The organism is Mesorhizobium sp. P3_A8 (genome assembly GCF_056402995.1).
Genome location: NZ_JBFUGI010000013.1, coordinates 112,183 through 138,866, shown reverse-complemented (window position 1 = coordinate 138,866; position 26,684 = coordinate 112,183). Strand labels below are relative to the sequence as shown.

The following is a 26,684-nucleotide window of genomic DNA, read 5'->3' as shown; positions in this document are numbered from 1 at the left end:
ATGGGCAGCGGCGCGAATGCTTCAGGCGGCGATGGTGATGATCGCGTCTGTCTTCAGGGCGGCCACGAGCGCTTGGGTATCGACCTGCGATGCGCAGATCTCGCCCGGCCTCTCGGCCTCGGTGGCGCCGTTGAACGAGATGACGACGTGGCCCATCTCGAGCACCTTGCTCCACGCGCTGGAGCCGACGGCGGTTATGACAGCGGAAACCGGACCAAGGGTGATCGACGCGCCCTTTTGAGGCGCGCCGTCGCTGGGTCCGAGCTCCGTCTTGTGGAGCACCGAGACCTCGGCAAGCTCCGGCGGCGAGCCATCCGCAAACAGGATGACCACGCCCCCTTCGGCAAGATCCGCCACTTCGGGCCCGATGGCAGTGACCCGTGTTCTCAACAGAACCGTCATATGGCGAACCTCATTTTCCTACTTTGACGCAATTCCGGACGGAAAACCGCTTACACTTTTCCTGGAATTGCTTTTAGAACACGATCAGGCTGACGACCCAGGCGATCAGCACCGAGACCGGCCCCATGATCTGGCGGCTGATGAGCACCGCCGGAACACCGATCTCGATCGTCTTCGGCTTGGCTTCACCGAGCGCCAGGCCGACGGGGACGAAGTCGCAGCCCACCTGGGTATTGTAGGCAAACAGCGCCGGTAGTGCCATCGCCGGCGAAATCGTGCCGTTGGCGATCTGCGGGCCGATGATGGCGACGCCGATGACCTGCGCGATGACAGCGCCTGGCCCGAGGATGGGTGACAGGAACGGCAGGCCGCAGATAGCCGAGATGATCAGCAGGCCGACGATGTTGTTGGCCAGCGGACCCATCGGCTGGGCGAGCACGTCACCGATGCCGGTATACAGGATCAGGCCGATGAGCATGGTCACGAAGGCCATGAACGGCAGCACGTTGCGTACCACCTGGTCGATCGTGCGGCGGCCGGCATTGAAGAAGATGCCGACCACCCGACCCATGACGCGGCCGATCGTGCTGATGAAGCCGATAAGACCGCCCTCGCTGGGCAGCGCCGTCGGCGTCGCATTGTTATTGCTCGAACTCATCGCTGCTGCTCCCCCCGCAGTGGTGACCGCTTCGGACCCGTCAGCCATTGTGACGTCGGCCGGCTTCACGCCCGAAACGTAGATATCCTCGGTGATGAACTGGGCGAGCGGCCCAGACTGTCCGACCGGCGTCAGATTGACGGTCGGGATGCGTTTGCGCGGATAGACGCCGCAGCGTGCGGTGCCGCCGCAATCGACGACGACGACCGCCATCTCGCCTTCGACCGGCGGCGCCCTGAAGCCGTCGACGGCCGTGGCGCCGGTCATGTCGGCGATAAGTTGGGCGACCGGATGGATGCCGCCGCCAGTGACGGAGACGACCTTGTCGCGCTGCGCGGTTGGCTCGATGACGAGCGGACCACCCCAACCGGTTTTACCCCGGGTGATGCGTACGGCTTTGTATGTCTTGGCCATGATGTCCTCCCCGCCCTTACAGCTCGACGCCCTGGCGGCGTGCCATGATCATGGTGATACGCTCGGTCAGCATGCCCTTGAGCAGGATGACGACGAGGCCGACAATGGCGTACCAGATCGCCACCTTGACGTGGTAACCGGCGACGACAACGCCCTTCTTCTCAAGCTCGAGCAAAGCCACGAGAATGCCGCCCCAGACGAAATACTCGCCGGGATTGATGTGCGGGAACAGGCCGAGCGGCGGATGCACGTAGGACACGGCCGCGTCATAGAAGGCCGGCTTGTGCTTTTCTTCCAGGAACGATCCGAACGTGTAGGCCATCGGGTTGGTGAGGAAGAACACCGCCAGCAGCGGCAGCAGCGTATAGCGGGTCAAAGCAATACGGCCAGCGCCGCGCGCCAGACCGTGCACGCGCTCTTCGCCGACCAGTTCGGTGACGGCGTAGAAGGCGGTCATCAGCACCACCAGCGTTGGAATGATACCGGTGACGAAGCCGGCGAACACTTCGCCGCCCTTCTGGAAGATACCGATGAAGTATTTGCCGATGGCGGTCAGCCAGCCGAGCTGCTCTTCCTGCTGGACGTCCTTCAGCTTTTCCTTGAACTGGTCGACGGTGATCGGTCCGCTGTCTGCTTGCGCAAGGACAACGAGATGATCGGAAGCATGCTCGACGGCGAGCTTGCCATGCAAAGCAGCATCCGAGACCATGGTACCTGCGACATGCAGATTGTGCACGGCCATGTCGGCATGCTGCGCCAACAACGAAAATACAGACATTTCTCCTCCTTATGCCGCCCGCCGGTTATCCCAGTCGGTGCGCGGCGTCCTCTAGGCCCTTGCTACGTTCAAACCGGATAGACCCGGCTTCTTCCCCGGCTCCGACCGTGTTTTGTCGATCTGTTCGATCGCTCGCTTCACGGCCTCGGCCACACCGGGTTCCCCCTCCCCCATGATCGCAGGGTTGGACCGGAGTCGATCGAGGGGAACACCCTCGAATTCTTCATGTCTTTTGAACTTGGTGAAGACGGAGCGGCCGCTCATCACCATCAGGCGGCGCACGATCAGGTCAGGCGTCACCACGACGAGCGCGATGGTGCCCTTGGCCAATCGGCCGCGAAAATTGCCGGCTCCGACGAAGCCGTCCTTGTACTGGTCGGTGACGCCCCGGAAGACATCCGAATAGTGCCGCATCTGCAGCCAGACGCCGAGCGACTGCAGCGCCCACACAATAACCAGCAGAAGCAGTCCCCACTGCCAAATCGCCATTCGGTTCTCCTCCCGAAGCCTCAGTTGAAGCCCACCTTGGACCGGCGCGCGACAACAGCAAAGTGAGAACATTTGTTTCCGCGAATGTCAATATGTATGATATTGGCCTCTGCCACGCCATCCACAGGACCGTCGCCGATTTCAGCGGCGGCACGGCTGTGCTAGCCTGTCGTCAAACGGGATGCATGCAATGGAACTGCCCTTCAGGGATGAATTGGCCCTAATGCCCGACCTGCGCCACCGGTTACGGCAGCTGCGCTGGTTCCGCGCCACCTTCCGCGGCAGCGCCAAGGTGGTCTCGGACACATTCGGCGTACGCTTCGACATCGACGAGGCAAAGCTGACAAGGGCTTTTCTCGACTGGGTCGAGATCATGGAGGCGCAGAAGCGCTTCGCCGCGGTCGACCGCGCCGACTTCATAGTCTTTGCCGCCGGCCTGGTGCTGCGCGAACTGATCAAGCAGGCGCCAGCCAGGGAAATCTCCGGTCTCGCAGAGCTCATCGAGACGGATCAGAATGCCGGCACGCTGGAAATCATCCGCTTCTGGCCGGAAGGCTTCCTCTACACCAACTACTGCGTCTCGGTGATTTCGGCGGTCCACGAGCAGGAGTTCGGCACGGCGCCCAGCATCGACAAATGCGCCGACGACCTGCGCACCTGGTGGTCCTATCGCGAGAATGTCACCGAGATGCCGGCCTATGCGGTGGCTTTCCTCGATCGCTTCCTCGGCGCCGAACCGAACTGGATCACGCCGGATCGCGCACAGTCCCGGCAAGCCATGCAAAGGGCGCTCGGATCCGCCCGCGCAAGCGATGCGCTGCGCCAGCTTTGATCGCCCACCGTTTCATCCCCAAAACGCGCTCAAGAGATCGCACTATTGAACATTTGACTTTTTGCCGATAGCGATGTGCGAAATGTGACTTGAGGAGAAGCGCGTGGCGCTACCAAGGCCTATCATCTTCGATTGCGACGGCGTTCTCGTCGACAGCGAGCCGCTGGCCGCCAGGGCCTATGAGCGCGTCTATGAAAAGCACGGCATGCCCGGCGTTCACGGCGGCATCATCGCCCAGTGCGTCGGCATGAAGCAGTCCGACATCATCGTCAGGATCAGGGAATTGACCGGCCACCAGTTTCCCGCCGCGGCCGACGGTGACATCTGGGCCGAGACCAAGATTCTGTTCACCGAGGAATTGAAGCCGACACCGGGAATCGCCGCGTTTCTGGAAACACTTCAGGGCGACCGCTGCGTCGCCTCGTCATCCTCGGTCGAGCGTATCAACCACAGCCTTGCCGTCACCGGGCTGGCGCATGTCTTCGGCGAGGCAATCTACAGCTCCTCGATGGTCAAGAACGGCAAGCCGGCGCCCGACATCTTCCTGTTCGCCGCCGCCAAAATGGGCGCCAACCCGGCCGATTGCATCGTCATCGAAGATTCGCCCTTCGGCATCCAGGGCGCGGTTGCCGCCGGCATGACGGCGATCGGCTACACCGGCGGCGGCCATACCTATGCCGAGCATGCTATGCGACTGACAGCGGCTGGCGCCGATTTCGTCTGCGCCGACTGGCAAGAAGTTAGCCGGCAACTGGCCGGACTCGGCGTGCCGGCGTAGACTGGCAGACTAGAGGGGCCGCGGCCATTCGCTGCGTGGCATCTCACCGCCGACACGGAAGTCGAATGACAAGACCCTCGTCGCATTGGTATCGACCTCGCACCGGAAGCTCAGATGGTACCATGCGGTTGTCGTGCTGAAAGCGGTATCCGAGCCGTCAACAATATTGCCCGCCTTCAGCGGAATAGATGGCACCCATTTGGGAAAATAAGAGGCATCCAGCAACTGCTGCTGCAACGCGTTGGCGCAAAGCATGGCAGCACGCTGTCCACGAGGCACTCCGTCCATCGCGGTCGTGGCCAGTGCATCGCTGATAGAGCCTTGCGAGAACAGCCTGCGAACACCCGGAAGGCTCGATTGGTTCCGCGATGCAGACTTCGAGACCTTTGAAGGGCCGGGCTTCGGCGCATTTGCCGGTTTGGGCTTCGGCGCTTCCGCCGACATGGGAAGCTCGATCTCGCCCACGTCGCCGGCGGTAGCCGGTGACGTGGGCGCAGGGGCTGTTTGCTCGTCGGCGTCGTGCGCTTCCGCCGACGCCGCGGATTCATCCTCTGCGGGCTTCGGCTCGACCGGCGGCTTCGAAGCGTCATCCGTGGCCGGCGCGGGCGAACCGTCCTGAGCGCTGGCCCCATCCAGGAATTTCCTCGGGCCGGTATCCTTGTCGCCGAACTGAAAGACAGGCTTCAGGCCCTCGACTGGCGGGGGCTTCTGTGCCTGCTTTTCCGGCGGAGGCGGCTTTTCAACCTTCTGCTCGGGTGGTTTTTCAACCTTCGGCTCCGGTGGCTTAGGAGGCGGCACGGGAGCAGGTTTCGGTTTCGGCTGATCGGGCGGAGGCACAAGCGCGACATTGACCAGCTGCTCCTCCGGCGGTGTTTGGGGAGGAATTGGCAGGCCGTATATCAGGATCGCCGCGATAAGCACGTGCAGGATCAGCGATGCGGGGATGCCCCACAACAGATTCCGACGCCGTTCTCGTGCCTCATCATTCATCCAGACCGATGTGGAATGAAATAGCGGCGGCTTCAAGCATAGGCATTGGATTAGCGCAATCTAGCCGCTGACAGCTTGTCGATTTGGATCACCACACGCAGGGCAGCCCGACCAAGGCGCTGGGACGGCTCAACGAGCGGCTGCCCACGATCCGATCCGTCAAGACTTGGGATCAGCCAGTTCGCCGCCGCCAGGATGGGCGCCAATCCAGCGTGCCGGCCTAATTCAGCGGGTACTTGGGGGTGAATCCGCGACTGGCCCATTCGCCGGGCGGAATCAAGGCGCCGACGCGGAAGTTGAAAGACAGGACCCTCGTCGCATCGGCGTCGACTTCGCACCGGAAGTCCAGATTATACCAGGCGCTTCTGGTGCTGAAGGCGGCTTTCGGAGGATTGAGAACATTGCCTTTGTCCAGCGTAATGGTCGGCACCCATTTGACCGAGTAGTCGGCACCTTGCAGTTCCTGGCTCAGAACATTGCCGCAAAGGGTGGCCACGCGCTGACCGCGCGGCACATTCTCCATGGAGCTTGTGGCGAACGCATTGCCGGTTGCCCCCTGCGAGTAAAGCTTTCTGACGCCGGGAAGGCCGGAATAGATCGGCGAACCCGCAACATCGTCGTTGCTGGAATTTGACCTTCCAGCATTCCCGATCGGCGCTTTGAAGGCTCTTGCGGGTTTGAACGTCATTGTCTTGGCAGGTTTGGGCTTTGCCTTTCCTGTTGAGGCTGGAGGCACCGGCTTGCCACCGGTCTCGGCCGCCAACGGCTTTGGCGCTGCGACCGCTTGCTTCTCGTCGGTTTGCGGCGCCGCCTCCTGTTTGTCCGGCTGCTGCTTGTCGGCGTCCTCGGTCGCCGGCTTTTCCTCGCTTTGCGCGGGTCTTTCGTCCGGCGTGGCGGTGGCCGGCTTCTCGTCAGGCTTGCTGGGCTCCGCCTTCTGCTGTGGCGGTGCAGCCGGGGCGGGCTGGGTCGGCGTGGGTGTCGGTGCGACAGGTGGCTTCGCCGCCTCATCCTTGGCCGGCGACGGCGTGTCGGGTTTAGCGCTGCTTCCGTCGAGTGATTTCTCCGGCCCGGTATCCTTCTGGCCATACTGAAAGACGCGCTTCAGAACCGGGAGGTTCTGCGGCTTCGGCGGCTCCGGAGGCGGCGGCTTTTCCACTTTCTGCTCGGGCGGCTTTTCAGGTTTTGGTTCGGGCGGCTTTTCGGCTTTGGGCGGCGGAGGAACAGGTTTCGGCTTTGGCTGATCGGGCGGCGGCACGATCGAGACATTGACCGGTTGCTCCTCCTGCAACTGTTGGGGAGGCCGCGGCAGGCCGTAGATCACGAATGCTGCGACTACAAGCGCATGCAGAATCAGCGATGCGGGGATGCCCCACAACAGATTCCGACGCCGTTCTCGTGCTTCGTCCTTCATCCCAGTCGATGTGGAATGAAATAGCGGCGGCTTCAAGCATAAGGACAGGATTGGCGCAATTTGGCCGCTGACAGCTTAGTGATCCGGATGGTCACACGCAGAAGATCAACCCAGAATCTCACCCAGAAACCGTTCGTTGAGCCGCGTTTCGCCAAACCAGTTCAGCCGGTTGATGCTGACGAAGCCGGCATCGATTGCTTCGTTTTCGTCGCCCGGCTCACTCGCGTGAGCCCGCCCGCGCGGTACGGTGATGACCGTGCGATCGCCATCGCTTTCCACGATTTCGGCCGTGCGGCCGATCTTGTCGCGGCCGATGCGCGGCTGCCGGATTTCGGCCGGCAGCGCGGTCGGCAGGTTGGCGCTGAGCCAATGTCCCTCTGTCGCCCAGTCGGTGTGCGACTGCCATAGTGAGGCGATCAGCGCGCCGAGCCATTGGTCGTCGCCATCGGTGAAATCGGGATTTTTCACCCGCGAAAAGCCGATCGCCGGCACGCCCCAGAAGGTTGCCTCCCGGGCAATGCCGAGCGTGCCGGAATAGGCAAGGTCCTCGGCGACATTGCGGCCGTCATTGACGCCCGACAGCACCAGATCCGGTTTCTTCGCATCGGCAAACAGCCACGCCATCGCACTCACCACGCAATCGGCCGGTGTGCCCGAGCAGGAATACCAGTTCGGCTTGACGCGCCGCATCGTCAACGGCCTCGCGATCGTCAGCGACGAGCCGGCGGCGGTGCGCTTGCCATCGGGCGCGACCACCCAGACATCGTCGCTCAGCCCGGTGACCGCGTTGACAAGACGGGCAAGCCCCGGTGCTTCGATGCCGTCATCGTTGCAGATCAGAATTCTCATCATTTGCTTCCTTGCGGCACCGCGATGCGCTGGCCGGTGCGGCATTGCGTGCGCAGTGAGGGGATGTGACTTTTGAGGTCTTCAAGAGAATCGGGTGCGCAGGAATGGCCGAGCGCATCAGGCCGTCCTGCCTTCTCCCAGATATCGACATTGCCCGACAGCGTCGGATGGGTGGGCATCCGCACCCAGTCCGCCCGGCCGGCTCTGTGCAAGAGATCGCCCGGAGAACCCGCCGGCAGATGCCCCGTAAGCAGCACAGGAAAACCCGCGTCGTCGGCACGAGGCAACAGCCGCGACGATGGGCCGGCCTCGCCCATGCCATCATCGGCCAACAACGGCAGCGGCGGCAAGGGATCGGCATCGGTCCAGTCGGCAGCACTTGCCAAACGGGCACGCAGAAGCTCGGAAATATCAGGCAACAAGGCCGCCGTGGCGCCGATCTGCGCTTCCAGCGACGCACGCATGCCGGCATGGATGGCAAACGGCCCCGGCAAGGCCGCGATCAATTCCAGCGACCGGCCCGACAGCGGCGTCGGCAGCAGACATCCCTGCGGATGCCGCGCCACCCATTCAGAAATTTCCCGCGCTCGTGCCGCTCCCGGCACGGGGTCGGCGCCGTAGGAGGCGTCGAAGACCAGAAGATCGCAGTGCGGGATCGTGTCCATGACGAACACATGGCTATCCGGCACCACATCGGCGGAATAGACCATGCGGCTTTTTCCGTCATCGACAGCGAACCAGACGCCGCCCACGACATGCCCCGACCGACCGGTCCTGACCGTGAGATTGCCGGTCTTCAGCGTGTCGCCGGGTTCGAAGATTTCGATACGATCATCCGGCAGCGGAAAGCGCCTGAAATCGTCCGGCTCGGCATAGGCGGCAAGCGTGGCCGGCGCCTCGTCGCGCGTCTCGGCTGTCATGAAGATCGGGCCGGCATAGCCGAGCGACAACAGCCAACTCAGCGCGCCGACATGATCCTCATGGGCGTGCGAGACAAACAGGGCATCGATGTCGTCGACCGACCCGTCGAGTGCCGGATAATATTCCGCCCCGGAAGCGCCGACCTTGATCCCGACATCAAGCAGGATGCGATCGCCACCACTGCTGACGGCGAGGCTGGTGCGGCCCTTTTCCCCGAAGCCGCCAAGCAGGTCCAGCATCATCACGATGCTGTCCCCGCAGCCGGGATCAGCCAGCCGGATTTTATCCGCAGGCGTGCCTGGGCACCGCTCTCCAGCACCACCGGATCGGGCTGTTCGAAGTGCAAGGTGAGATCGGGACCAGCGGCAGGCGTGAATTCGATGCGCGCGGCACCCCCCTGGTAGATCACCCGCTTGACGAGACCATCGAAGCCCGGACCATCCGGTGATACGTCGAGATCCGCCGACCGGCAGCAGATCTTCGCACCAGCACGCGGCCATTCGCCGGGCCGGCAGCGGACCACCAGTTCGGTTCCGAGAACCCGGACCTTGCAATGGCCACCTTCGTCTCTCGTCAAGACATCGGCCGGCAGCAAAATGCCTTGCGAGATGAAGGAGGCGACCATTTCGTTTGCCGGTTTATGATAGAGCTCGCGTGGCGTCGCGAGCTGCGCCAGGCGCCCGTGATCCATCACTGCGATACGGTCGGCCAGCGCCATCGCCTCGGCCTGATCATGGGTGATATAGACGATGGTCGTGCCCGTGCGCTTGTGGAAGGCGGCGAACTCGTCTTCCATCGAGGCTCTCAGGTGCACATCAAGATTGGCGAGCGGCTCGTCGAACAGCACCAGCGACGGTGCCGCCACCAGGCAGCGCGCCAGGGCCACGCGTTGGCGCTGGCCGCCGGAGAGATTGGCGGGCCGGCGTTCGCCCAGTCCCTGCAGATTGACCAAAGCCAGCGCGTCTTCCACCTTCTGGCGCGCGACGGCCTTGTCCAGCTTTGCCACCTTCAGCGAATAGCCGATGTTTTCCGCAACCGTCATGTGCGGCCACAGCGCGTAGTTCTGGAAGACTATGCCGACGCGCCGCTTTTCCGGCGCGACGCTGCCGCCGCTGTTCGACACGACATCGCTGCCGATGCGGATCTCGCCCGAGGTCACTTTCTCGAAGCCGGCAACGAGGCGCAGCAACGTCGTCTTGCCGCAGCCGGAAGGCCCAAGCACAGCAAGGAACTCGCCGTCCGCGACGTCGATCGAGACATCCTTGACCGCATCAAAATCAGCGAAGCTCTTGGTCACATGGTCCAGGCTCAATCGCGCCATGGCAGCACTCCGCTAGGAAGGTAGGGGGCGAGCAGATTGGTCACCAGCATCAGCACGAAGGTGACCGCGACCGTGATGACCGACATCGCCGCCGCATAGTTGGAATCGCCGCCCTGTTCGAAGGAAAACATCACCACACCGATCGTCTCGGAACCCGAGGACCACAGCAACGCCGAGACGGTGAGTTCGCTGAGCGCCGTCATGAAAATCAAAAGGCCGCCGGCAATCGCCGCCGGTGCGACCAGCGGAAAGATGATGGTGCGCATGCGGGTGAACAGGCCGGCGCCCGCCACTTGTGCCGCCTCCTCCAGCGCCCGGTCGATCTGGTGATAGCCACTGATGGTCGGCCGCAGCGCCAGCACCAGGAAGCGCGCGAGATAGGCGTAGAGGATGATCCAGACCGTGTTGTAGAGCTGAATGCCGGTCAGCGGGATCGGCCGCAGGAAGAGCAGCAGAGAGGCGATCGCCAGCACCACACCGGGCAAGGCATAAGGCAGTTCGACCGCGAAATTGAGCAGCCGCACCCAGCGCTGCTTGCCCCAGGCGATGAGATAGCCTACCGGCACGGCGACGACGACCGCGAAGAAGGCTGCCGCGATCGACAGCCAGAAACTGTTGAAGAAGGCTCGGCTGGCTGCGTCATGCTCGAACAGCACGAAGCGGTAATTGTCGAGCGTCGCCGTTTTGGCGTTGAGTGCGATGCCGTAGCCCGGCACCAGCGATGTCAGCACCAGCCCGAACAGCGGCAGGAACAACACCGCCACGATCAGCAGCCACATGCCGGCCTGGACGACCGGTCGCCAGCGGCCAAGCTCGTAGGGCTCGGCCGGCAGTGAGGTGGAACTGATGCGATAGTCGCGTCGACGGCTCATGAGCTCCTGGGCGAGGATGCCGGCCATGGCGATGACGCCGATCAGCACCGACAGGAACGCGGTTTCGCCGAGCACGGCCGGCCCGCCGCCCGCCAGCTTCTGATAGATGAGCGTCGGTAGCACCAGATAGTTGGCGGGAATGCCAAGGAAGGCCGGGATGCCGAAATTACCGACGCAGGACACGAAAGCGAGTGCCGCGGCGGCCATGATCGACGGCGTCATCAGCGGCAAGACAATGGTGACCAGCACGGTGAACCAGCCGGCGCCACCGGCGCGCGCGGCCTCGACCAGCTCGCGCGGCAGCTTGCGCAGGCCGGCCCGAACCAGCAGGAAGACCAGCGGGCCATACTGCACGCCGAGCAGCAGGATGATGCCCGAAGTCGAATAGAGCGGGTTCTTGGTGCCGAGCGGTGGTGCCGCGCCGAACAGTTTGAGGAATGGGCTTGCCGGGCCGAACAGTTGCAGCCAGGCCAAGGCTGTCACCTGCGGCGCGATCATCAGCGGCATGACGTAGCACAGCACCAGGGCACTGCGGCCGCGTATGTCGGTCAGCGAGACGAGCACCGCCACCAGCGTTCCCGACAGCACCGCAAGCAAGGTGCCGCCAATGCCGACAACCAGCGTATGCCAAGTCGCGACCCAGGTCGCCGGGCTTCTCAGTCCGGCCGCGATGGCCACGGTCGACAAGGTGCCGCCGGGTGCCACGATCTCCTTGATGAGCCGCAGCATGGGCAGCAGCGAAAGCAGCACGATGACGACGGCCACCGCCGCCGTCAGGACCATTTCCTGGCCCCGGCTTTCCCCGATGCGTGTCGACATGGTTACGTTTCCTGAGATCCGGGATGCCGCCGAAACGGCATCCCGCGTGAGTCTCGGCTCAGCCGCCGAAGAGTTCCGAGAACTTCGCCTTGTCGGCGTCGGTCTTGGCGACGATCGCCTTGGTGTCAAACGGCATTACCTTGACCTTGACGCCTTCCGGCAGCCAGTCGGGGCGGCCGACCGAGGCGCGCGCCGGCAGGTAACCCATGGACAGCGCCAGCTTCTGCCCTTCATCCGATAGAATGAAGTCGACAAACTTCTTGGCGCCGTCGACATTCCTAGCCGTCTTCATGATGGCGACCGGTTCGGTCACCGCCGGCACGCCCTCGCTTGGAAACACGAACTCGACCGGCGAACCCTTCTTCTTGGCGTTCATCGCCATGAAGTCGACGAGGATGCCATAGGGCTTCTCGCCCGATGCCACCGACTTCAGCACCGCGCCATTGCCGCGCACGCTGACGGTGTTGTTGGTCTTCAGCTTCTGGAAGAAATCCCAGCCATAATTGGCATCGCCGGCGAAGCCCGAAAGCAGATAGGCGGCGGCACCCGAATAGAGCGGGCTCGGCATAACCAGGCCATCGGCATAGGCGGGCTTGGCGAGATCGGCCCAATGTTCCGGCTTTTGCGCGGCTGCGGTGTTGTAGACGATGCCGGTGGTGATCAGCTTACTGCCGAAATAGGTCTTGTCGGCGTCATAGGCATCGGCCTCGATGCCGTCGAGCTTGGCCTCGGCATAAGGCATCAGCCGGTCATCCTTCTTCAACAGCTCCATCGAGACCGCATCGGCGATCAGCAGCACGTCGGGCTGCGGGCTGCCGGCAGCGAACTCGGCCGCCATCTTGGTGAGGATATCGCTGGTTCCGGAACGATAGATGGTCACGTCGATGCCGGGCTGCGCCTTCTTGAAGGCATCCACGGTCTTGGCCGCATCGGCTTCCGGCTGCGATGTGTAGAGCGTCAGTGTTTCGGCATTTGCCACGCCGGCAAACAAAGTTGCCGCGAGTGCCAACTGGCTGGCCAGCAGCTTGATGAAGTGCGTCTTCATGAGACCTCCTGTCTTGTCTGTGCATGAACGGTCCGACCCCTGGCCGGCTCCCCGTCTCTTCCTCCCTGCACGGCGCATATGACTGGTGGATGACACAGCGCGTGAAACCGACAAAATATGTTCATATGTACATTGTCAATTACAAATGAACACGACTATGCAACAATCGGCATAGCGGAAACCGGCATCCGGTTGACATCCGGCCAACGTTTCTCCGATGAGGGCAACGTGGCCAGGCCATGGTTCATGAGGACGAAGACCGATGCCCACGGAAAAACCCACGCCGGCCCGCCTGCCGATGGTCTCGTCCGATCTCAACGTCAAGACGGCCTGGCTCTACTATGTCGAAGGCTTCACGCAGGAACAGATCGCCGACAAACTCGATGTCTCCCGGGTGAAGGTCATGCGCACGCTGGCTGCCTGCACCGCCGAAGGCATCGTCGTCACCATGATCAACGCGCCGACCGCCGAACAGGTGGCGCTCGAACGCGAACTGGAAAAGCGCTGGGGTCTCAACGCCGCGGTCGTCATCCCGACGCCTTCGGCGCATGAGTATCTGGAAAAGGCGATCGGCCATGCCGTCGCGGCCTATCTTGGCGAGCAGATGCAGGACGGCATGACGCTGGCGATTGGCGGCGGCGCGACGCTGCATGCCAGCCTGGGTTTCCTCGCCCGCCGGCAGCTGAAGCGCGCCTGCGTGGTGGCGCTCGTCGGCAGCCTGCCGCATTCGCAATGGATCAACCCGTCGATCGTCGCCGCCAAGGTTGCCGATGTCTTCGAGGTCGACAGCTACCAGATCACCGCGCCGGTGATGGTCGACGACCCCTCGCTTCGCGATCTCTTGTGGGCACAGCCGACCTTGCAGGACGTGCGCCGGCGGGCGGCGGCGGCCGACATCGCGCTGCTCACCGTCGGCGACATGTCGCCGGACGCCACCATCTTCCGCCACGGCATTGTGCCGTCATCGCTGATCGCACCGCTGAAGGCGAAAGGCGCGGTCGCCAACATGCTGTGTTACTTCGTCGATGCCGCCGGCAGGCTGGTCGACCACGAGGTCAACGGCCGTGTCATGGCCATCGATCTCGATGTGGTGGGCCAGGTGCCGAATGTCGTGCTGGCCGCGGGCGGAAAACGCAAGGTGGCGGCCATCCTGGCCGCGCTGAAGGCCGTCAGCACCAATGTGCTGATCACCGACAGCGACACGGCAGCGGCACTGCTGGCCAAGGCTGGCTGATACAATGCGCCGGTTGGCGCTAAATCAAGCCGCGCTCGCGCAAAAAGTCCTCGACGCCGACATGGGTCATGGATTCGAATTCGGCGATGGCTTCGGCCACCCGCCTGCGCTGCGCCGCCAGCAAGGTGAACACCTGCTTCATTTCGCCGGAAACGCCGAAACGGCTCCAGCGCTCGGCAATATGAGCGGGCAGGCCGATATCGGCACAGAACGCATCGAGGCTGTCATAGCCGAGGCTGACGACGAGCTGCCTGGTCTCTTCCGCCGACATGCGCGGCTCGAAGGCGTGGTCGTGGAGGCGCTGCGCCACCAGCTTGATGTCAGACGGCGACGCGCCCATGACCTTGCCGAACAGGGTTTTGACGTCAGACGGATCGAATGCGGGCATTTTTTGGGCCTCCCTTGGTCGCAATCCACTAGGGAAGATGGGTCAAGGGTCGGCACCTGACAAGTCATTTCCCTCGTAAGCCGGCGCATCATTGGCGCCAGCTCACAACAAGAAGCTACACCAGCATGCCCATCGGGTTCTCGATCAGCCGCTTGAAGGCGACCAGCAGCTCGGCACCGAGTGCTCCGTCGACGGCGCGGTGATCGGTCGACAGCGTCACCGACATCACGGTCGCGATCTTGATCTCGCCATTCTTGACCACCGCCCGCTCTTCACCGGCACCGACCGCCAGGATCGTCGCATGCGGCGGATTGATGACCGCGGCAAAGTCCTTGATGCCGAACATGCCGAGGTTGGACACCGCCGTGGTGCCGCCCTGATATTCCTCCGGCTTCAGCTTGCGGCTGCGGGCGCGGCTCGCCAAATCCTTCATCTCGTTGGAGATGGTGGACAGCGTCTTTTCATCCGCATGCCGAATGATTGGCGTGATCAAGCCGCCGGGGATCGACACGGCAACGCCGACATCGGCATGCTTGTGCTTGACCATGGCGGTCTCGGTCCACGAGGCATTGGCATCCGGCACCGCCTTCAAGGCCATTGCCATAGCCTTGATCACCATGTCGTTGACCGACAGCTTGTAGGCGGGCGCCTCGCCCTTATCGGTCTTCTTGACGGGAGCTGCCGCATTGATCTGCGTGCGCAAGGCCAGCAGCGCGTCGAGTTCGCAGTCGAGCGTCAGGTAGAAATGCGGAATGGTGGTCTTGGCCTCGACCAGGCGCCGCGCAATGGTCTTGCGCATATTGTCGTGCGGGACCAACTCGTAGGAGCCTTGCTCGAACAGCTTCAGTACCTGATCGTCCGACATCGCCTTCGCTGCCGGGGCGGCGGCCGGCGTTGCAGGAGCAGCGGCAGGCGCGGCCTTGGCTTCGGGTGCAGCCTTTGCGCCGCTGGCGATCGCCGCCTCGACATCCGCCTTGATCACGCGGCCGCGCGGGCCGGTGCCTGCGATGCTGGCGAGGGCAAGACCCGCTTCGCGAGCCAAACGTCGGGCAAGCGGTGTCGCACGTGCGCCCGACGGCGATTGGCCGATCTCCCCCCCTGTGGGGGAGATGCCCGGCACGGCAGAGGGTGGCGTGACAGAATGCGACGTTGGCGGGGTAGCGCCCCCCTCTATCGGCTTCGCCGACATCTCCCCCACGGATGGGGAGATTGGCGCCTTGTCTCCATAGGCCTCGCCATCGGCATAGATCCACGCCACGGGCGCGCCGACCGGAATATCAACGCCTTCCTTGCCAGTCACGTCGCGCAGCACACCGCTGGCCGGCGCATCGATCTCCATCGCCGCCTTGTCGGTCTCGATCTCGAACAGCACGTCGCCCTTCTTGACCCGGGCGCCTTCCTCGGCGAACCAGCGCGAAATCTGTCCGGTCGCCATGTCCATGTCGACCTTGGGAAGAATAACTTCGGTCGGCATGTCTCAGCGAACCCCTTTCACGAGGTCGCGTGCGGCGGTGATGATATCTGGAACCTGCGGCACCGTGGCCTTTTCCAGCTCCGGATTGTAGGGGATCGGCGTCTCGGCGCCGCCCAGCCGCACGATCGGCGCGTCGAGATAGTCGAACGCCTCGCTCTCGGCGATCATGGCGCTGACCTCGGCGCCGATGCCCAGCGTCTTGACTGCTTCGTAGACGCACATCAGCCGCGACGTCTTCTTGACGCTGTCGATGACCGTCTGCTTGTCCATCGGCCGGATGGTCCTGAGGTCGACGACCTCGACGTCGATGCCTTCGGCTTCCAGGGCAGCTGCGGCGTCGAGCGCTTTGTGCACCATGATCGAGGTGGCGACGATGGTGAGGTCGCGGCCCTCGCGGCGGATGTCGGCCTTGCCGATCGGCACCGTGTAATAGCCTTCGGGCACCGGGCCTTTCATCTTGTAGAGCAGCTTGTGCTCGAAGATCATCACCGGATCGGGATCGGCGACCGCCGCCAAAAGCATGCCCTTGGCATCATAGGGCGTCGCCGGCTGGATGACCTTCAGCCCCGGCACATGGCCGAGCCAGGCCTCGAGGCTCTGGCTGTGCTGCGCCGCCGCACCCGTGCCGGAGCCGGCGGGAAAGCGCATCACCACGGGCACCGAGACCTCGCCGCCCAGCATGAAGCGCATCTTGGCCGCCTGGTTGACGATCTGCTCCATGGCCAGCGTGGCGAAATCGGAAAACTGGAACTCGAAGATCGGCCGCATGCCGGTGAGCGCCGCACCCACCGCGACGCCCGCGCCGCCCAGTTCCGAAATCGGCGTATCGATGACGCGCTCGGTGCCAAAGCGCTCGACCAGATCGCCGGTGACCTGGAAGGCGCCGCCATAGACGCCGATATCTTCGCCCATCAGGAAGACGCGTTCGTCCATGTCCATGGCGATTGCCATGGCTTCCTGGATCGCCTGGGCGTAGCTCAGTTCACGCACCATCGCGTCCATCACGCCTGCTCCGTATACACGTAATTCCCGGTCTCGCTGACGTCGGGTGACGGGCTCGCCTTGGCGAACTCGATGCCGTCGGCGATCTCCTGCGCCACGGCGCTGCGAATGGCCTCGATACCCTTGTCGTCGATGAAGCCGAATTCCCGCAGCTCGTTTTCGAAGAGCGTGATCGGGTCACGATTCGACATCCAGTCCTCGATCTCCTCCTTGGTGCGATAGCGGTTGCGATCGCTCTTGGAATGGCCGCGATGGCGGTAGGTCTTGGATTCGATCAGCGTCGGCCCCTCGCCCGCACGGGCACGCTCGACGGCCCTGTAGGAGGCCTCGGCGACCTCCGAAAAAATGTTGCCGTTGACGATGACGCCAGGCATCGAATAGGCGGCGGCGCGATCGGCGATGTTCTTGACCGCGGTCGAGCGGGCCGTCGACGTCGACATGCCGTAGCCATTGTTCTCACAGACGAAAATAACAGGCAGTTTCCAGACCGCCGCCATGTTGAGCGCCTCGTGGAAGGCGCCTTCATTGTTGGCGCCGTCGCCGAAGAAGGAGACGACGACCTTGCCGGTCTTCATCATCTTGGAGGAAAGCGCCGCGCCGACGGCGATCGGAATGCCGCCGCCGACAATGCCGTTGGCGCCGAGATTGCCCTTGGCGACATCGGCGATGTGCATCGAACCGCCACGGCCCTTGCAGTAGCCAGTGGTCTTGCCGAAGAACTCGGCGAACATGCGCTTGACCTCGGCACCCTTGGCGATGCAGTGGCCATGGCCGCGATGCGTCGAGGTGATCTGGTCATCCTCGCCAAGCGGCATGCAGATGCCCATGGCGCTGGCTTCCTGACCGATCGACAGGTGCATGGTGCCGTGGATCAGGCCGCGCGTGTAGCTGTCCTCGGCGCCTTCCTCGAAGCGGCGGATGAGGTACATCTTGTAGAGCACCTGCTTGAGCTGCTCGGCGCTGTACTGGCGATAGACGAAAGGCAGGTTGGCGCGACTGTCCGCGACGGCTTTGCTGGCTCCGGCCATGATCAGGCTCCAACGGTTCCGTAGACAAGTTTGTCCTGGCGGGCGCGCAGCTCGGCGATCTTGGAGCCCGGGGCCGGGGCTGCATTCGCATAGGTGATGAGTTCGCCCTTCTTGATCGGCGCGGTGACCGAGCCGCCCTGCAGCAGGCCGCAGGGAATGGCCTTGGCGGCATGCGCTTCCGGCGCCGTCATGATCCAGGCGCGGTAGCAATATTCGCCGATCGCATCGAGTTTCTCGCCGGGCTGCATGTCCTTCTTGGCCACGGCGGCAACTTCGGCCACCGGCTTGGCCAGCGGAACCATGTCGGCCTTGCCGTAGAGCACGACGCGGGCGCAGGTCAGGGGGACTTCGAGCGAGGTCAGGTGATAAGGACGATGGAAGGTGAAGTACGGGCCCTTGCCCATCTTCAGATCTTCCATGCGCTCCGAAATGCGCGGATGCGACATGTCGGCGACGACGAAAACGCCGGGCGCGACGCCCTTGCCGATCGAGTAGTCGACGACGCCGACCCTGGACAGCACGCCGCCATCCTTTTCAGGCACCAACACTTTCGAGAGTTCGCCGAGCGTTGCCGCGGGGCCATGCATGCCGGCCTTGTCGGGCACCAGCCCGGTGGCGTTGGCGATCGCCGCCATCTCGACCATGGTCTTCGAACCATCGACGAATTCGACCAGCATGCGCACATTCATGTGCCGGCGCTTGGCCTCTTCCTCATAGGCGGGCGGCGTGGCATCGATGTTGAGCGGATTGTTCTTGCCCTTGCCAGCGGCGACGATCGGATGGCCCATAGCCGAGACGAATTCGATCAGTTCCATGCAGGAGGACGGCTCGTCGCCGGCGCCCAGCGAATAGGTGACGCCAAGCCGGTCGGCCTCGCTCTTCAGATAGGCGCCGATGGTGACGTCGGCCTCGACATTCATCATCACCAGATGCTTGCCGTGCTCCATGGCGCGCAGGCCGATCTCGGCGCCGACGGCGGGAACACCGGTGGCATCGATGACGACGTCGATCAGGTCATTGTTGATGACCAGGCTGGCGTCGTTGGTGACCGCCACCTTGCCGGCTTCCATAGCGGCCGTCATCGCAGAAGCGTTCGACACTTCGCGCGCATGCCCGGTTTCCTGGAAGGCGATATCCACCGCCCTGCTGGCAGCCGGCAGGTTCAGTTCGGAAATGGCGCCGATCTCGATGCCCGACATGTGGGCGACGCGGGTGACGATGTCGGTTCCCATCTCGCCGGAGCCGATCAAACCGATGCGGATGGGCTTGCCCGACTTGCCGCGTTCCTCGAGATCGCGGGCGAGGCCCGTCAACGAAACATTGGAAGCCATACCGGTCATTCCTCCCATAGTGCAGGCTTGTTCATTCGCTTGACCGGTATTGAACATCTGTATTTCTGTCAAGACTAATGTCCAAATCTGTGTGCTTTTGAGGCTCTTTCCCCGCAGACGAGAGCGGAGACGAAAAGCGGTGGTGAAAGTCCAATATTCGGAGCCCAGCGATCAGCTACAGATGCACAACACCCTCACAAAAAGTCAGATGCTTTGACGCCATCGCTTCCGGCAAGACCTGCCAAGGCTTGTTCGCTGGACCATCAGTGCGTAAAAGGCAGGGATAGGCATCGGCAGGGGCTTTCCGATGAATGTCCAACAACGGGTTCGGCCTGTTGCATCGCCGGGCGACGGACCGGCACATGCGATTGCCGGCATCTTCGCCGGGGAATTGCAGGTTCCCTCGGTCGGTCTCGACGACAATTTCTTCGATCTCGGCGGTGATTCGCTGATGGCCGAGACGCTGGTGCTTGCCGTGCAGAAACGGTTCGGCGTCAAGCTCCAGACATCGGTCCTGCTCGAGGCGCAGACACCGCGCGAGTTCGGCCGGCTGATCGCGTCGCTGGTGCCGGTCCATCCGGCCCGCGAGCTGATCGTACCGGTGGCGGGAAGCATCGGCCATCAGCCGATCGCCATGATCCATGGCATTACCGGCTCGGCTCTGTTTGCCAATCGCTTCAGCAAACGGCTGAAAGAGAAATACGCCATCATGGCCGTGCGTGGCATGGGCACCGAGTCCGGTGAGACCCCCTATTCCGGCATGGCCGAAATCTGCTCCAGTTACTTCGAGGCTCTCACTTCAGTGACCGGCCAGCATCCTGACGTGATCGGCGGCATATGCGTGGGCGGCCTGCTGGCGATCGAAGTCGGCCGGCTGAGCCATGAGGCAACGGGCAAGCGGCCCGCGATCATACTCATCGATCCGCCCTCGCCCGGCTCTGCCTGGCTGAAGCCGATGCCCGACGATCGCCTGACCGAGAGCAGGCGCCGCCAGATCGCGGGCAAGGTGACCTACTGGCGGCTGTTGCGCGACGCGATGGGCACGATGGGACTGGGCCAGACACGCCTCGGGCGACATTTGCGCAAAAAAGCGTACAAAAGCACGCTTCTGCAGGCAGCCGCAGGCTTCGTACCCTCCTCCTATCCCTGCGACGTACTCATCCTGGCCAGTTCCGAATGGGGCGCCACCACGGTGAAGGATTACAAGGGCTGGGCGTCCGACAAGGCGAGCGTGAAAACGGTCGTGATGCCGGGCACGCACAACAAGTTCCGCAAGGCCAACATGGACGCGATCGATGCGGAGATTCTCGCTTTCCTCGCCGAAAGACCCGGGGCGACCACGGTCCAGCACCGGCAATGAGTTTTGGCCGGCAGATACTGGAGGCCTTCGCCGCTCATGGCGACAAGGTCGCGATGGTCAGCGACCGGTCGCAGATCACCTATGCGCAGGCGCTGATCCAGATCGGGCATCTTGCCGCCAATCTCAGCGCGTCGGGCATTGAGCCCGGCGACCGCGTCGGCCTCGCCATGGTCGACAATATCGACGTGGTCCTGTCCATCCTCGCCTGCTGGAGAAACAGCGCCACCCCCGTCGTTGTCGATTTTCGAACACCCAGAAGTCAGCGTGCGAGGCAGGCGCGCGACTTCGGCCTGAAAATGGTTTTCGAAAGCCGCGCCATGCCCGGCGACGAAATCTACCCGAACGCGCTCTTTGACGCCGGTTGGAAATCGATCTCGACGCCAGGTTTCAACGCCAGCACCCCGATGGATGAGTCCAGCCCGGCCTTCCTGATCTTCTCGTCCGGCACCACGGGCGACCCCAAGGCCTATACGCAGTCGCATGAGGCGCTCGCCAGGCGTGTCGCGGCGCGCCGGAGCGTGGTGGAAGGAACCGCCAAGCGATTTCTGACGCCGATGGCCCTGTCCTATTCGGCGATGCGCCACCAGATTTTCGGCTATCTGCTCTACGGCGGCGTCGTGCGGTTCTTCCCTCCGCTGTTCACGCCCTCGGAGCTCATCGAGGCGCTGCTGTCGTTCCAGGCAAGCGGCACGGCGCTGGCGCCATCGGTGATAGCGCGGATGGTCAAGGAGACCGGCGAACGCACCACCCATCTCCTTCCCGAACTTTCCGTTCTCTACAGCGTCGGCGGACCGGCGAAAGGCGAAGACAAGATCGCCGCCTATCGATACCTCTCACCGGGCTACCGGATAAGCTACTCCTCAAGCCTCACCGGCCTAATATCCTCGCTGTCGGGCTTGGATATCCTGGCGAAGCCTGAAAGTGCCGGCCGTCCGGTGGCCGGCGTGCAGATCGAGATCATCGGCGCCGATGGCCGCGTGCTGCAGCAAGGGGAACGGGGGCTGATCAAGGCGCGGACACCGACCATGGCCTCGGCCGTGCTGATGCCTGGCAACCGCCTGTTCGTCGATCCGCAGATCATGGGCTCCGACTGGGGCATCCCCGGCGATATCGGTTTCCTGGACGCGGACGGGTTCGTGACGATCGTCGATCGGGAAGCCGATATGATCGTTCGCGGCGGCGTCAGCGTCGCGCCGCAGGAGCTCGAGAAACTGATCCGCACCCATCCCAAGGTGCAGGATGTCGCCGTGGCCGGATTCGCGGACGAGACCCTGGGGCAGGAAATCGCGGTATTCATTGTTTCCCAACAGGGAACGGTCGAGGAGTTCCAGGCTTTCCTGCGCGCCAACATCGCACCCGACCGGCGCCCGCGCGAGATCCGGCTCGTCGCCTCATTGCCCTACAGCGACAACGGCAAGTTGCTGCGCCGCCAGCTGGTCGAAACGCTGGCAGGTAAATGATCTAGAAAATCCCTCCGATGCCGGCGAGCCACGGCGTCGGCCATGGCTGGGATGCCAGCATGTCGAAAACCGAATAGACAAAAACCGTCGTGGCGGCGGCGATCGTCAGCGGTGACCGCCATGATGTCGACCCAAGCACCGCGATGCTGCCGGCAACGAAAATGAACGTCGCGGCGAGATGCCCGACCAGCAGGATCAGAACGGCCAGGGCAAGGCAGAGGCCCAGGACGCCGAGATTGCCCTTCATGGTCGGTTCCGTAGCCGGCGACCATTCGCCCGGCGTCCCCACGGGCGCAGGTGAGACAGGCGTGGACGGCGTCCGCCTTCGCCATCGCAGTGTTGTCTGCACTGTGGTCGCCAGCGAAAAACCCATCAGCAATCCGGCCGTGATGATCGGGAAGATGGCGGCCTCGAAGGGGAAGCCGATCGCGGCAGTCACCAGTGCGGCGAGCGCCAGCAATGTCATGGCTGCGCCCGCGACAATGTCGGGCAGCACCGGCGGCAGCGGGCCGCCAGGATTTCTGGCCCTGATCCATGACAGGGTCTGCCTGACGACACCTACCACGGCCAGGCCGAGCAATATGAGCACCAGCGGCTGGGCAAGCCATGACCAGCCGGAAATCTGGTAGGCAAGAAAGAAATAATTCTCCAGGCTTGGTCCGAGCACGAACCCCAGCGAGAAGGCCGAGCGCGGCCAATTGAGTTCCTTCATCGCCATGCCGACGGCGCCGACACCGATGACCAGCGCAAAGTCGAAAGCGCTCATATTGGTCTGGTACGCGCCGACCACGATGAAGGTCACCACCAGCGGCACCAGTATAGCGGCGGAGACCTGCGCGACGCGCGCCAGCGGCCGGGTCAGCACAAGGCAGGTCACCGCGCCCACTATGTTTGCCACGGCGATGCTGAACACCATCGACATCGTCAGCGCAGCATTCTTGCCGAGCATGTCAGGGCCTGGAACGAGCCCATGGACGACAAAGGCGCCGAGCAGAATGCTCATCGAGGCCGAACCCGGCACGCCGAAGGCGATGGTCGGGATCAGTGAGCCGCCTTCCTTGGCATTGTTGGCGCTTTCGGGGGCGATGACGCCCCTCACATTGCCCTCGCCGAACTTCGGTCCGGAGCCTGGCCGGCGCGCCGCATAGCCATAGGCGATCCAGTCCAGCACCGCGATGCCGACGCCGGGAACGGCACCAAGCAAGGAGCCTATGGCGCTGCAGCGCAGGACCAGCGGCCACTCCCGCAGCGTGTCCATGATGCCTTGCCACATGCCGGCGTAGGTTGGTCTCTCGGCGTTGCCCTGGATGGAACCACGCAGCAGAAGCGATGCCAGCTCGGGCAGGCCGAACAGGCCGAGAAACACCAGCGCAACCGGCAGACCGTCCCAGAGATAGATTTCACCGAAGGTCCATCGGTCGATGCCGGCGATCTTGTCGATGCCGACGAATGAGGCCAGCATGCCGAACATGGCCGCCGCCAATCCCTTCAGCGGCTGGCTCCCCGCCAGCATCGCGACGATGGAAAGGCCGAAGGCGCAGATGGCAAAGAAGTCGGGCGTCTTCAGATAGAGGACAAGCGGCCGCATGATGGGAATTGCCGCGGCAAGCACCAGCGCACCGAACACGCCGCCGATCATCGACGCGGAATAGGACGCCCCGAAGGCCCGCGCGGCTTCGCCCTTCTTGGCCATGGCATGGCCGTCCAGCACCGTTGCCGCCGCGCCGACCGAACCCGGAACCCCGAACAGGATCGCGGGTATGGTGTCGGAGGTGGTGTTGACCGATCCCATGCCAAGCAACAGCGCGAAGGCGGCATAGGCGTCCATATTGTAGGTCATGGGGATCAGCAGGGCCATCGCGAACAGCCCACCGATGCCCGGGACAACGCCGACAATCAGACCGGCGAAAACACCGGTCACCAGCATCAGCATACGGAATGGCTGGGCCATCTCGACGATGGCGGTAAGGATCAGATCCACCGTTGCGCCTCGCCAGAAATCTACTTCACCAGATTTCTGGCGGTCTCGAACACGTCCGGATCCACCTTCAACTGCTGCGACACGAGCCGGCTTATGTCCTCGCCGCTGGTGGCGTTGACGGTCATTTCGCTAAGCTTGCCGATGTCGGCCAAAAACGCCGGATCCCTGACCATCTCCATATACCCCTTGCGAAGCGCCTCGACCGTCTCCTTGGGTGTTCCCGGCGGGACAACCAACGGGTGATGGAACTGCAAGGCCGTCTCGATGAGCGCGGCCGCTTCCCGGACCTTCGGGTCCTCGATCCCTGCGGTGAACTTCTCCTGGCCTGCAACTGTGCCCTGGCCGAAGGTGCCGATGAGGTTGAGCGTGTCGCGGTTTTCGGAGATGTTGTAACTGGAGACGCCGCACATGCCGGCGATCTCGCCGCGCTGCATTGCCAGTTCGATATCGGCGGTGCCTTCAAAGCCCGTGACGATCTTGAACTTCGCCTTCAGCCCGTTCTTGACCAGTGCCGCGAAAATATAGGTCACGCTGCTCTTGCCGGTCGCGCCAATCAGAAAATCGGACTGCAGGAACTTGTCCATCGTGTCGATGCCGGAGCTTCTGGCGGTCAGGCAATAGGCCGGCTCGTTGACGAGCGAGCCGATCCACTGCAGGGCAAGCGGGTCGAAATTCGCGTTCTGCGGATCAAGCACCGGCGCATAGGACATGGCCTCGCTGACCGAAGCGATGACGCTTCCATCGGCAGGCTCGCTGCCCAGCACCATCTTGGTCAGTTTGAGGCTGCCGCCGCCCGGCACATTCTGAACGACGATATCCGGGTTGCCCGGCAGAAACCGGCCAAGATGGCGCGCGATCACGCGCGACGTCTGGTCATAGCCTCCGCCGGGGCCGTAGCCGACCTTGATCGTGATGGTCTTGAATTCGACCGCTTGCGCCTCCGCGCACATCGCAAAGGTAAGACCGGCGGCAAGGACGAAAAGCGCGCGCAACGCGCCAAGGATCGTAGCCAACATATCAATCCCGCATGAACCCAAAGCGGTTCTAACCCATGACCTTACAAATCGGTAATAATTTTCACGGGGATGATGCGGGGATCAGATCACAGTTACGACAGCCATTCTGCGAGCTGGAATGGCGGGTCAGCGCCCTGATCCTGTTGGCGGCATATGCATTAGCCGGCGACGGGAAAATCGTGGAAATGCACGATCACCCCATCCGCATCGATGAAGATCACGGCATAGGCCGGCGGCTCGTGGCCCAGGCTCCAGCTCTGCGAAAAATCGAGTGCGGTCTGATGGTTGGTGCTGCGCAGCGTGCTGACCGGTATGCCGCGCCAGCTGCCGGCGATCGGCCGATGGACGTGGCCGGCGAAGATGTGGCCGACATTGCCATGGCGCGACAGAACGTCGTGGAAGGCATCGGCGTCGGCGAGCCTGACCTCGTCGAGCACCGGCATGTGTATGCGGAAAGGCGGGTGATGCATGAACAGGAAGACCGGGCCGCGCGCTTCCCCGAGCTTTTCATCCAGCCATTCGAGCCGGGCCGCGCAAAGCCTGCCCTCGACATGGCCGCTGTCCAGCGTGTCGAGCAGGATCAGGCGGCCCTCGCTGCCGTCGAACACGCTCTGCACGAACCCGCGCTCGGTGGCAGCCTCCGGGAACATCTCGAAAAACAACGCCCGGTCATCGTGGTTGCCGAGCATCAGCCGGCAGGGCGGAGAAAATTGCGCCAGCCTCTCCCGTAACGCCGCATAGGCGGCGCGCTCGCCGTCATTGGTCAGGTCGCCTGAGATCACCACCAGTTCGGCATCCGCATGGTTCTTGCCGATGTCGGCAAGGCAGGCCTCCAACCTTGTCAGCGGATCTGAGCCATAGAGAAGGCCACCCGGCGTCATCAGATGCGGATCGGAGAGCTGGATAATTTTCATGGACCTGACCGCAGTGTTTTCCCGCTGGCACCTGGCGGCACCGGCGGACAAATGGAACGCCTCGATGGACCCTCTACTGTGCCGTCCAGCCGCCATCCATCGGCAAGGTCGTGCCGGTGATCTGCCTGGCCGCATCCGAACACAGGAACAGCGTCAGCGCCGCAAGTTCCTCGACGGTGACGAATTCCTTCGTCGGCTGTGCGGCCAAGAGCACGTCGTGCTTGACCTGCTCTTCGGTCATGCCGCGCGCCTTCATCGTGTCGGGGATCTGCTTTTCGACCAGCGGCGTCCAGACATAGCCCGGCGCGATGGCGTTGACGGTGATGCCGTCCTGCGCGGTTTCGAGCGCCACAGTCTTGGTCAGGCCGGCAATGCCGTGCTTGGCCGAGACATAGGCCGACTTGAACGGCGAGGCGACCAGCGCATGCGCCGATGCCGTGTTGATGATGCGGCCCCATTTGCGTGCCTTCATGCCGGGCACCACCGCCTTGATGGCATAGAAGGCGGCCAGAAGATTGATGCGGATGATGGCTTCCCATTTGTCGTCGGGAAACTCCTCGATCGGCGCGACGTGCTGGATGCCGGCATTGTTGACCAAGATGTCGAGACTGCCGAACGCCGCCTCGGCGTCATGCACCATGGCGCTCACCGCGGCACCGTCCATCATGTTGGCGTCGGAGTAGCGGCACTTGACGCCGAAATCCTTCTCGATACCGGCGCGCTCCTGCTCGATGGCCGCCGGGTCACCGAGACCATTGATGGTGACGTTGGCGCCTTCGGCGGCAAAGGCGCGAGCGATGGCCAGGCCGATACCGCTGGTCGAGCCGGTGACGAGCGCATTCTTCGAAGATAGGGAACCCATGGGAGATCTCGCGACAGGTGAGGGAACTGTTGGCACACATGGTTTGTGCACCGCA

25 protein-coding genes are annotated in these 26,684 nt (G+C 63.2%); 5 read left to right on the top strand and 20 right to left on the bottom strand.

The genetic code is table 11. The features are described 5' to 3' along the window. Nucleotides 1-21: 21 nt before the first annotated feature. From AC1DX4_RS27450 to AC1DX4_RS27435, 4 genes are all read right to left on the bottom strand, one after another. The gene (locus AC1DX4_RS27450) at nt 22-402 is read right to left on the bottom strand and encodes a PTS glucitol/sorbitol transporter subunit IIA (RefSeq protein ID WP_477223287.1); all 381 of its coding nucleotides are present in this window, start codon (nt 400-402) and stop codon (nt 22-24) included. 73 nt (nt 403-475) lie between these two features. Then, nucleotides 476-1,474: a PTS glucitol/sorbitol transporter subunit IIB gene (gene srlE / locus AC1DX4_RS27445; RefSeq protein WP_477223286.1), complete on the bottom strand. Its 999-nt coding sequence runs from the start codon at nt 1,472-1,474 to the stop codon at nt 476-478. Between the two features lie 16 nt (nt 1,475-1,490). Beyond that, nucleotides 1,491-2,252 carry a PTS glucitol/sorbitol transporter subunit IIC gene (gene srlA, locus AC1DX4_RS27440; RefSeq protein ID WP_477223285.1) on the bottom strand — a complete coding sequence of 254 codons (762 nt, stop codon included), beginning with the start codon at nt 2,250-2,252 and terminating at the stop codon, nt 1,491-1,493. A 51-nt stretch (nt 2,253-2,303) separates the two neighbouring features. Further along, nucleotides 2,304-2,741: a transcriptional regulator GutM gene (locus tag AC1DX4_RS27435; protein ID WP_127415454.1), complete on the bottom strand. Its 438-nt coding sequence runs from the start codon at nt 2,739-2,741 to the stop codon at nt 2,304-2,306. Between the two features lie 190 nt (nt 2,742-2,931). On the opposite strand from AC1DX4_RS27435, the gene AC1DX4_RS27430 reads away from it, so the two are divergent. Next, a complete protein-coding gene (locus AC1DX4_RS27430) occupies nt 2,932-3,573 on the top strand; it encodes a hypothetical protein (RefSeq protein WP_477223284.1) in 642 nt (213 codons plus the stop codon). Between the two features lie 103 nt (nt 3,574-3,676). Further along, nucleotides 3,677-4,351: an HAD family hydrolase gene (locus tag AC1DX4_RS27425; RefSeq protein WP_477223283.1), complete on the top strand. Its 675-nt coding sequence runs from the start codon at nt 3,677-3,679 to the stop codon at nt 4,349-4,351. A gap of 9 nt (nt 4,352-4,360) precedes the next feature. Here AC1DX4_RS27425 and AC1DX4_RS27420 read toward each other — a convergent pair whose 3' ends face one another. The 7 genes from AC1DX4_RS27420 to AC1DX4_RS27390 form a co-directional block, all read right to left on the bottom strand. After that, on the bottom strand, nt 4,361-5,377 hold the full coding sequence (locus tag AC1DX4_RS27420) for a DUF930 domain-containing protein (protein WP_477223282.1): 1,017 nt from the start codon (nt 5,375-5,377) through the stop codon (nt 4,361-4,363). Between the two features lie 184 nt (nt 5,378-5,561). After that, a complete protein-coding gene (locus AC1DX4_RS27415) occupies nt 5,562-6,752 on the bottom strand; it encodes a DUF930 domain-containing protein (protein WP_477223281.1) in 1,191 nt (396 codons plus the stop codon). 105 nt (nt 6,753-6,857) lie between these two features. Continuing rightward, nucleotides 6,858-7,601 carry a 5'/3'-nucleotidase SurE gene (locus AC1DX4_RS27410; protein WP_477223280.1) on the bottom strand — a complete coding sequence of 248 codons (744 nt, stop codon included), beginning with the start codon at nt 7,599-7,601 and terminating at the stop codon, nt 6,858-6,860. Beyond that, a complete protein-coding gene (locus AC1DX4_RS27405) occupies nt 7,601-8,764 on the bottom strand; it encodes an MBL fold metallo-hydrolase (RefSeq protein ID WP_477223388.1) in 1,164 nt (387 codons plus the stop codon). The genes AC1DX4_RS27410 and AC1DX4_RS27405 overlap by 1 nt, the downstream gene beginning before the upstream one ends. Next, nucleotides 8,764-9,843, bottom strand: coding sequence for an ABC transporter ATP-binding protein (locus AC1DX4_RS27400; RefSeq protein ID WP_477223279.1), 1,080 nt, complete (start codon nt 9,841-9,843; stop codon nt 8,764-8,766). The genes AC1DX4_RS27405 and AC1DX4_RS27400 overlap by 1 nt, the downstream gene beginning before the upstream one ends. Next, nucleotides 9,831-11,534, bottom strand: a complete 1,704-nt coding sequence (locus AC1DX4_RS27395) for an ABC transporter permease (RefSeq protein WP_477223278.1) — start codon at nt 11,532-11,534, stop codon at nt 9,831-9,833. The genes AC1DX4_RS27400 and AC1DX4_RS27395 overlap by 13 nt, the downstream gene beginning before the upstream one ends. 58 nt (nt 11,535-11,592) lie before the next feature. Further along, the gene (locus tag AC1DX4_RS27390; RefSeq protein ID WP_477223277.1) at nt 11,593-12,579 is read right to left on the bottom strand and encodes an ABC transporter substrate-binding protein; all 987 of its coding nucleotides are present in this window, start codon (nt 12,577-12,579) and stop codon (nt 11,593-11,595) included. 262 nt (nt 12,580-12,841) lie between these two features. Between AC1DX4_RS27390 and AC1DX4_RS27385 the strand changes: the two genes are divergently transcribed. After that, complete coding sequence (locus AC1DX4_RS27385; RefSeq protein WP_477223276.1) at nt 12,842-13,813, top strand: sugar-binding transcriptional regulator; 972 nt, start codon at nt 12,842-12,844, stop codon at nt 13,811-13,813. A gap of 19 nt (nt 13,814-13,832) precedes the next feature. Here AC1DX4_RS27385 and AC1DX4_RS27380 read toward each other — a convergent pair whose 3' ends face one another. From AC1DX4_RS27380 to AC1DX4_RS27360, 5 genes are all read right to left on the bottom strand, one after another. Then, a complete protein-coding gene (locus AC1DX4_RS27380) occupies nt 13,833-14,201 on the bottom strand; it encodes a hypothetical protein (protein WP_115140670.1) in 369 nt (122 codons plus the stop codon). A 115-nt stretch (nt 14,202-14,316) separates the two neighbouring features. After that, nucleotides 14,317-15,675 carry a pyruvate dehydrogenase complex dihydrolipoamide acetyltransferase gene (locus AC1DX4_RS27375; protein ID WP_477223275.1) on the bottom strand — a complete coding sequence of 453 codons (1,359 nt, stop codon included), beginning with the start codon at nt 15,673-15,675 and terminating at the stop codon, nt 14,317-14,319. A 3-nt stretch (nt 15,676-15,678) separates the two neighbouring features. After that, entirely contained in the window at nt 15,679-16,677 is a 999-nt protein-coding gene (locus AC1DX4_RS27370) for an alpha-ketoacid dehydrogenase subunit beta (protein WP_477223274.1), read from the bottom strand. Then, nucleotides 16,677-17,705, bottom strand: a complete 1,029-nt coding sequence (locus tag AC1DX4_RS27365) for a thiamine pyrophosphate-dependent dehydrogenase E1 component subunit alpha (RefSeq protein ID WP_477223273.1) — start codon at nt 17,703-17,705, stop codon at nt 16,677-16,679. The genes AC1DX4_RS27370 and AC1DX4_RS27365 overlap by 1 nt, the downstream gene beginning before the upstream one ends. A gap of 2 nt (nt 17,706-17,707) precedes the next feature. Next, nucleotides 17,708-19,036 carry an NAD(P)H-dependent oxidoreductase gene (locus AC1DX4_RS27360; protein WP_258589039.1) on the bottom strand — a complete coding sequence of 443 codons (1,329 nt, stop codon included), beginning with the start codon at nt 19,034-19,036 and terminating at the stop codon, nt 17,708-17,710. Nucleotides 19,037-19,343: 307 nt separating this feature from the next. Here AC1DX4_RS27360 and AC1DX4_RS27355 point away from each other — a divergent pair, with 307 nt between their 5' ends. Both AC1DX4_RS27355 and AC1DX4_RS27350 read left to right on the top strand, forming a co-directional pair. Continuing rightward, entirely contained in the window at nt 19,344-20,396 is a 1,053-nt protein-coding gene (locus tag AC1DX4_RS27355) for a thioesterase domain-containing protein (protein WP_477223272.1), read from the top strand. Then, nucleotides 20,393-21,856: a class I adenylate-forming enzyme family protein gene (locus AC1DX4_RS27350; RefSeq protein ID WP_477223271.1), complete on the top strand. Its 1,464-nt coding sequence runs from the start codon at nt 20,393-20,395 to the stop codon at nt 21,854-21,856. Before AC1DX4_RS27355 ends, AC1DX4_RS27350 begins: the two co-directional genes overlap by 4 nt. 1 nt (nt 21,857) lies before the next feature. Here the strand turns inward: AC1DX4_RS27350 and AC1DX4_RS27345 are convergent, their stop codons facing one another. The 4 genes from AC1DX4_RS27345 to AC1DX4_RS27330 form a co-directional block, all read right to left on the bottom strand. After that, nucleotides 21,858-23,837: a tripartite tricarboxylate transporter permease gene (locus AC1DX4_RS27345; protein ID WP_477223270.1), complete on the bottom strand. Its 1,980-nt coding sequence runs from the start codon at nt 23,835-23,837 to the stop codon at nt 21,858-21,860. A 20-nt stretch (nt 23,838-23,857) separates the two neighbouring features. Further along, the gene (locus tag AC1DX4_RS27340; protein WP_477223269.1) at nt 23,858-24,853 is read right to left on the bottom strand and encodes a Bug family tripartite tricarboxylate transporter substrate binding protein; all 996 of its coding nucleotides are present in this window, start codon (nt 24,851-24,853) and stop codon (nt 23,858-23,860) included. Between the two features lie 158 nt (nt 24,854-25,011). Then, nucleotides 25,012-25,767, bottom strand: coding sequence for a phosphodiesterase (locus AC1DX4_RS27335; protein WP_477223268.1), 756 nt, complete (start codon nt 25,765-25,767; stop codon nt 25,012-25,014). A gap of 73 nt (nt 25,768-25,840) precedes the next feature. Further along, nucleotides 25,841-26,629 (bottom strand): 3-hydroxybutyrate dehydrogenase, encoded by a 789-nt coding sequence (locus tag AC1DX4_RS27330; protein WP_477223267.1) that lies wholly within the window; start codon nt 26,627-26,629, stop codon nt 25,841-25,843. Nucleotides 26,630-26,684: the final 55 nt, after the last annotated feature.

Excerpts from the sequence above, each read along its gene's own strand:
- AC1DX4_RS27450 (WP_477223287.1), bottom strand. The coding sequence starts at position 402 with ATGACGGTTCTGTTGAGAACACGGGTCACTGCCATCGGGCCCGAAGTG.
- srlE (WP_477223286.1), bottom strand. The coding sequence starts at position 1,474 with ATGGCCAAGACATACAAAGCCGTACGCATCACCCGGGGTAAAACCGGT.
- srlA (WP_477223285.1), bottom strand. The coding sequence starts at position 2,252 with ATGTCTGTATTTTCGTTGTTGGCGCAGCATGCCGACATGGCCGTGCAC.
- AC1DX4_RS27435 (WP_127415454.1), bottom strand. The coding sequence starts at position 2,741 with ATGGCGATTTGGCAGTGGGGACTGCTTCTGCTGGTTATTGTGTGGGCG.
- AC1DX4_RS27430 (WP_477223284.1), top strand. The coding sequence starts at position 2,932 with ATGGAACTGCCCTTCAGGGATGAATTGGCCCTAATGCCCGACCTGCGC.
- AC1DX4_RS27415 (WP_477223281.1), bottom strand. The coding sequence starts at position 6,752 with ATGAAGGACGAAGCACGAGAACGGCGTCGGAATCTGTTGTGGGGCATC.
- AC1DX4_RS27410 (WP_477223280.1), bottom strand. The coding sequence starts at position 7,601 with ATGAGAATTCTGATCTGCAACGATGACGGCATCGAAGCACCGGGGCTT.
- AC1DX4_RS27405 (WP_477223388.1), bottom strand. The coding sequence starts at position 8,764 with ATGATGCTGGACCTGCTTGGCGGCTTCGGGGAAAAGGGCCGCACCAGC.
- AC1DX4_RS27400 (WP_477223279.1), bottom strand. The coding sequence starts at position 9,843 with ATGGCGCGATTGAGCCTGGACCATGTGACCAAGAGCTTCGCTGATTTT.
- AC1DX4_RS27395 (WP_477223278.1), bottom strand. The coding sequence starts at position 11,534 with ATGTCGACACGCATCGGGGAAAGCCGGGGCCAGGAAATGGTCCTGACG.
- AC1DX4_RS27390 (WP_477223277.1), bottom strand. The coding sequence starts at position 12,579 with ATGAAGACGCACTTCATCAAGCTGCTGGCCAGCCAGTTGGCACTCGCG.
- AC1DX4_RS27385 (WP_477223276.1), top strand. The coding sequence starts at position 12,842 with ATGCCCACGGAAAAACCCACGCCGGCCCGCCTGCCGATGGTCTCGTCC.
- AC1DX4_RS27380 (WP_115140670.1), bottom strand. The coding sequence starts at position 14,201 with ATGCCCGCATTCGATCCGTCTGACGTCAAAACCCTGTTCGGCAAGGTC.
- AC1DX4_RS27375 (WP_477223275.1), bottom strand. The coding sequence starts at position 15,675 with ATGCCGACCGAAGTTATTCTTCCCAAGGTCGACATGGACATGGCGACC.
- AC1DX4_RS27370 (WP_477223274.1), bottom strand. The coding sequence starts at position 16,677 with ATGGACGCGATGGTGCGTGAACTGAGCTACGCCCAGGCGATCCAGGAA.
- AC1DX4_RS27365 (WP_477223273.1), bottom strand. The coding sequence starts at position 17,705 with ATGGCCGGAGCCAGCAAAGCCGTCGCGGACAGTCGCGCCAACCTGCCT.
- AC1DX4_RS27360 (WP_258589039.1), bottom strand. The coding sequence starts at position 19,036 with ATGGCTTCCAATGTTTCGTTGACGGGCCTCGCCCGCGATCTCGAGGAA.
- AC1DX4_RS27355 (WP_477223272.1), top strand. The coding sequence starts at position 19,344 with ATGAATGTCCAACAACGGGTTCGGCCTGTTGCATCGCCGGGCGACGGA.
- AC1DX4_RS27350 (WP_477223271.1), top strand. The coding sequence starts at position 20,393 with ATGAGTTTTGGCCGGCAGATACTGGAGGCCTTCGCCGCTCATGGCGAC.
- AC1DX4_RS27340 (WP_477223269.1), bottom strand. The coding sequence starts at position 24,853 with ATGTTGGCTACGATCCTTGGCGCGTTGCGCGCGCTTTTCGTCCTTGCC.
- AC1DX4_RS27335 (WP_477223268.1), bottom strand. The coding sequence starts at position 25,767 with ATGAAAATTATCCAGCTCTCCGATCCGCATCTGATGACGCCGGGTGGC.
- AC1DX4_RS27330 (WP_477223267.1), bottom strand. The coding sequence starts at position 26,629 with ATGGGTTCCCTATCTTCGAAGAATGCGCTCGTCACCGGCTCGACCAGC.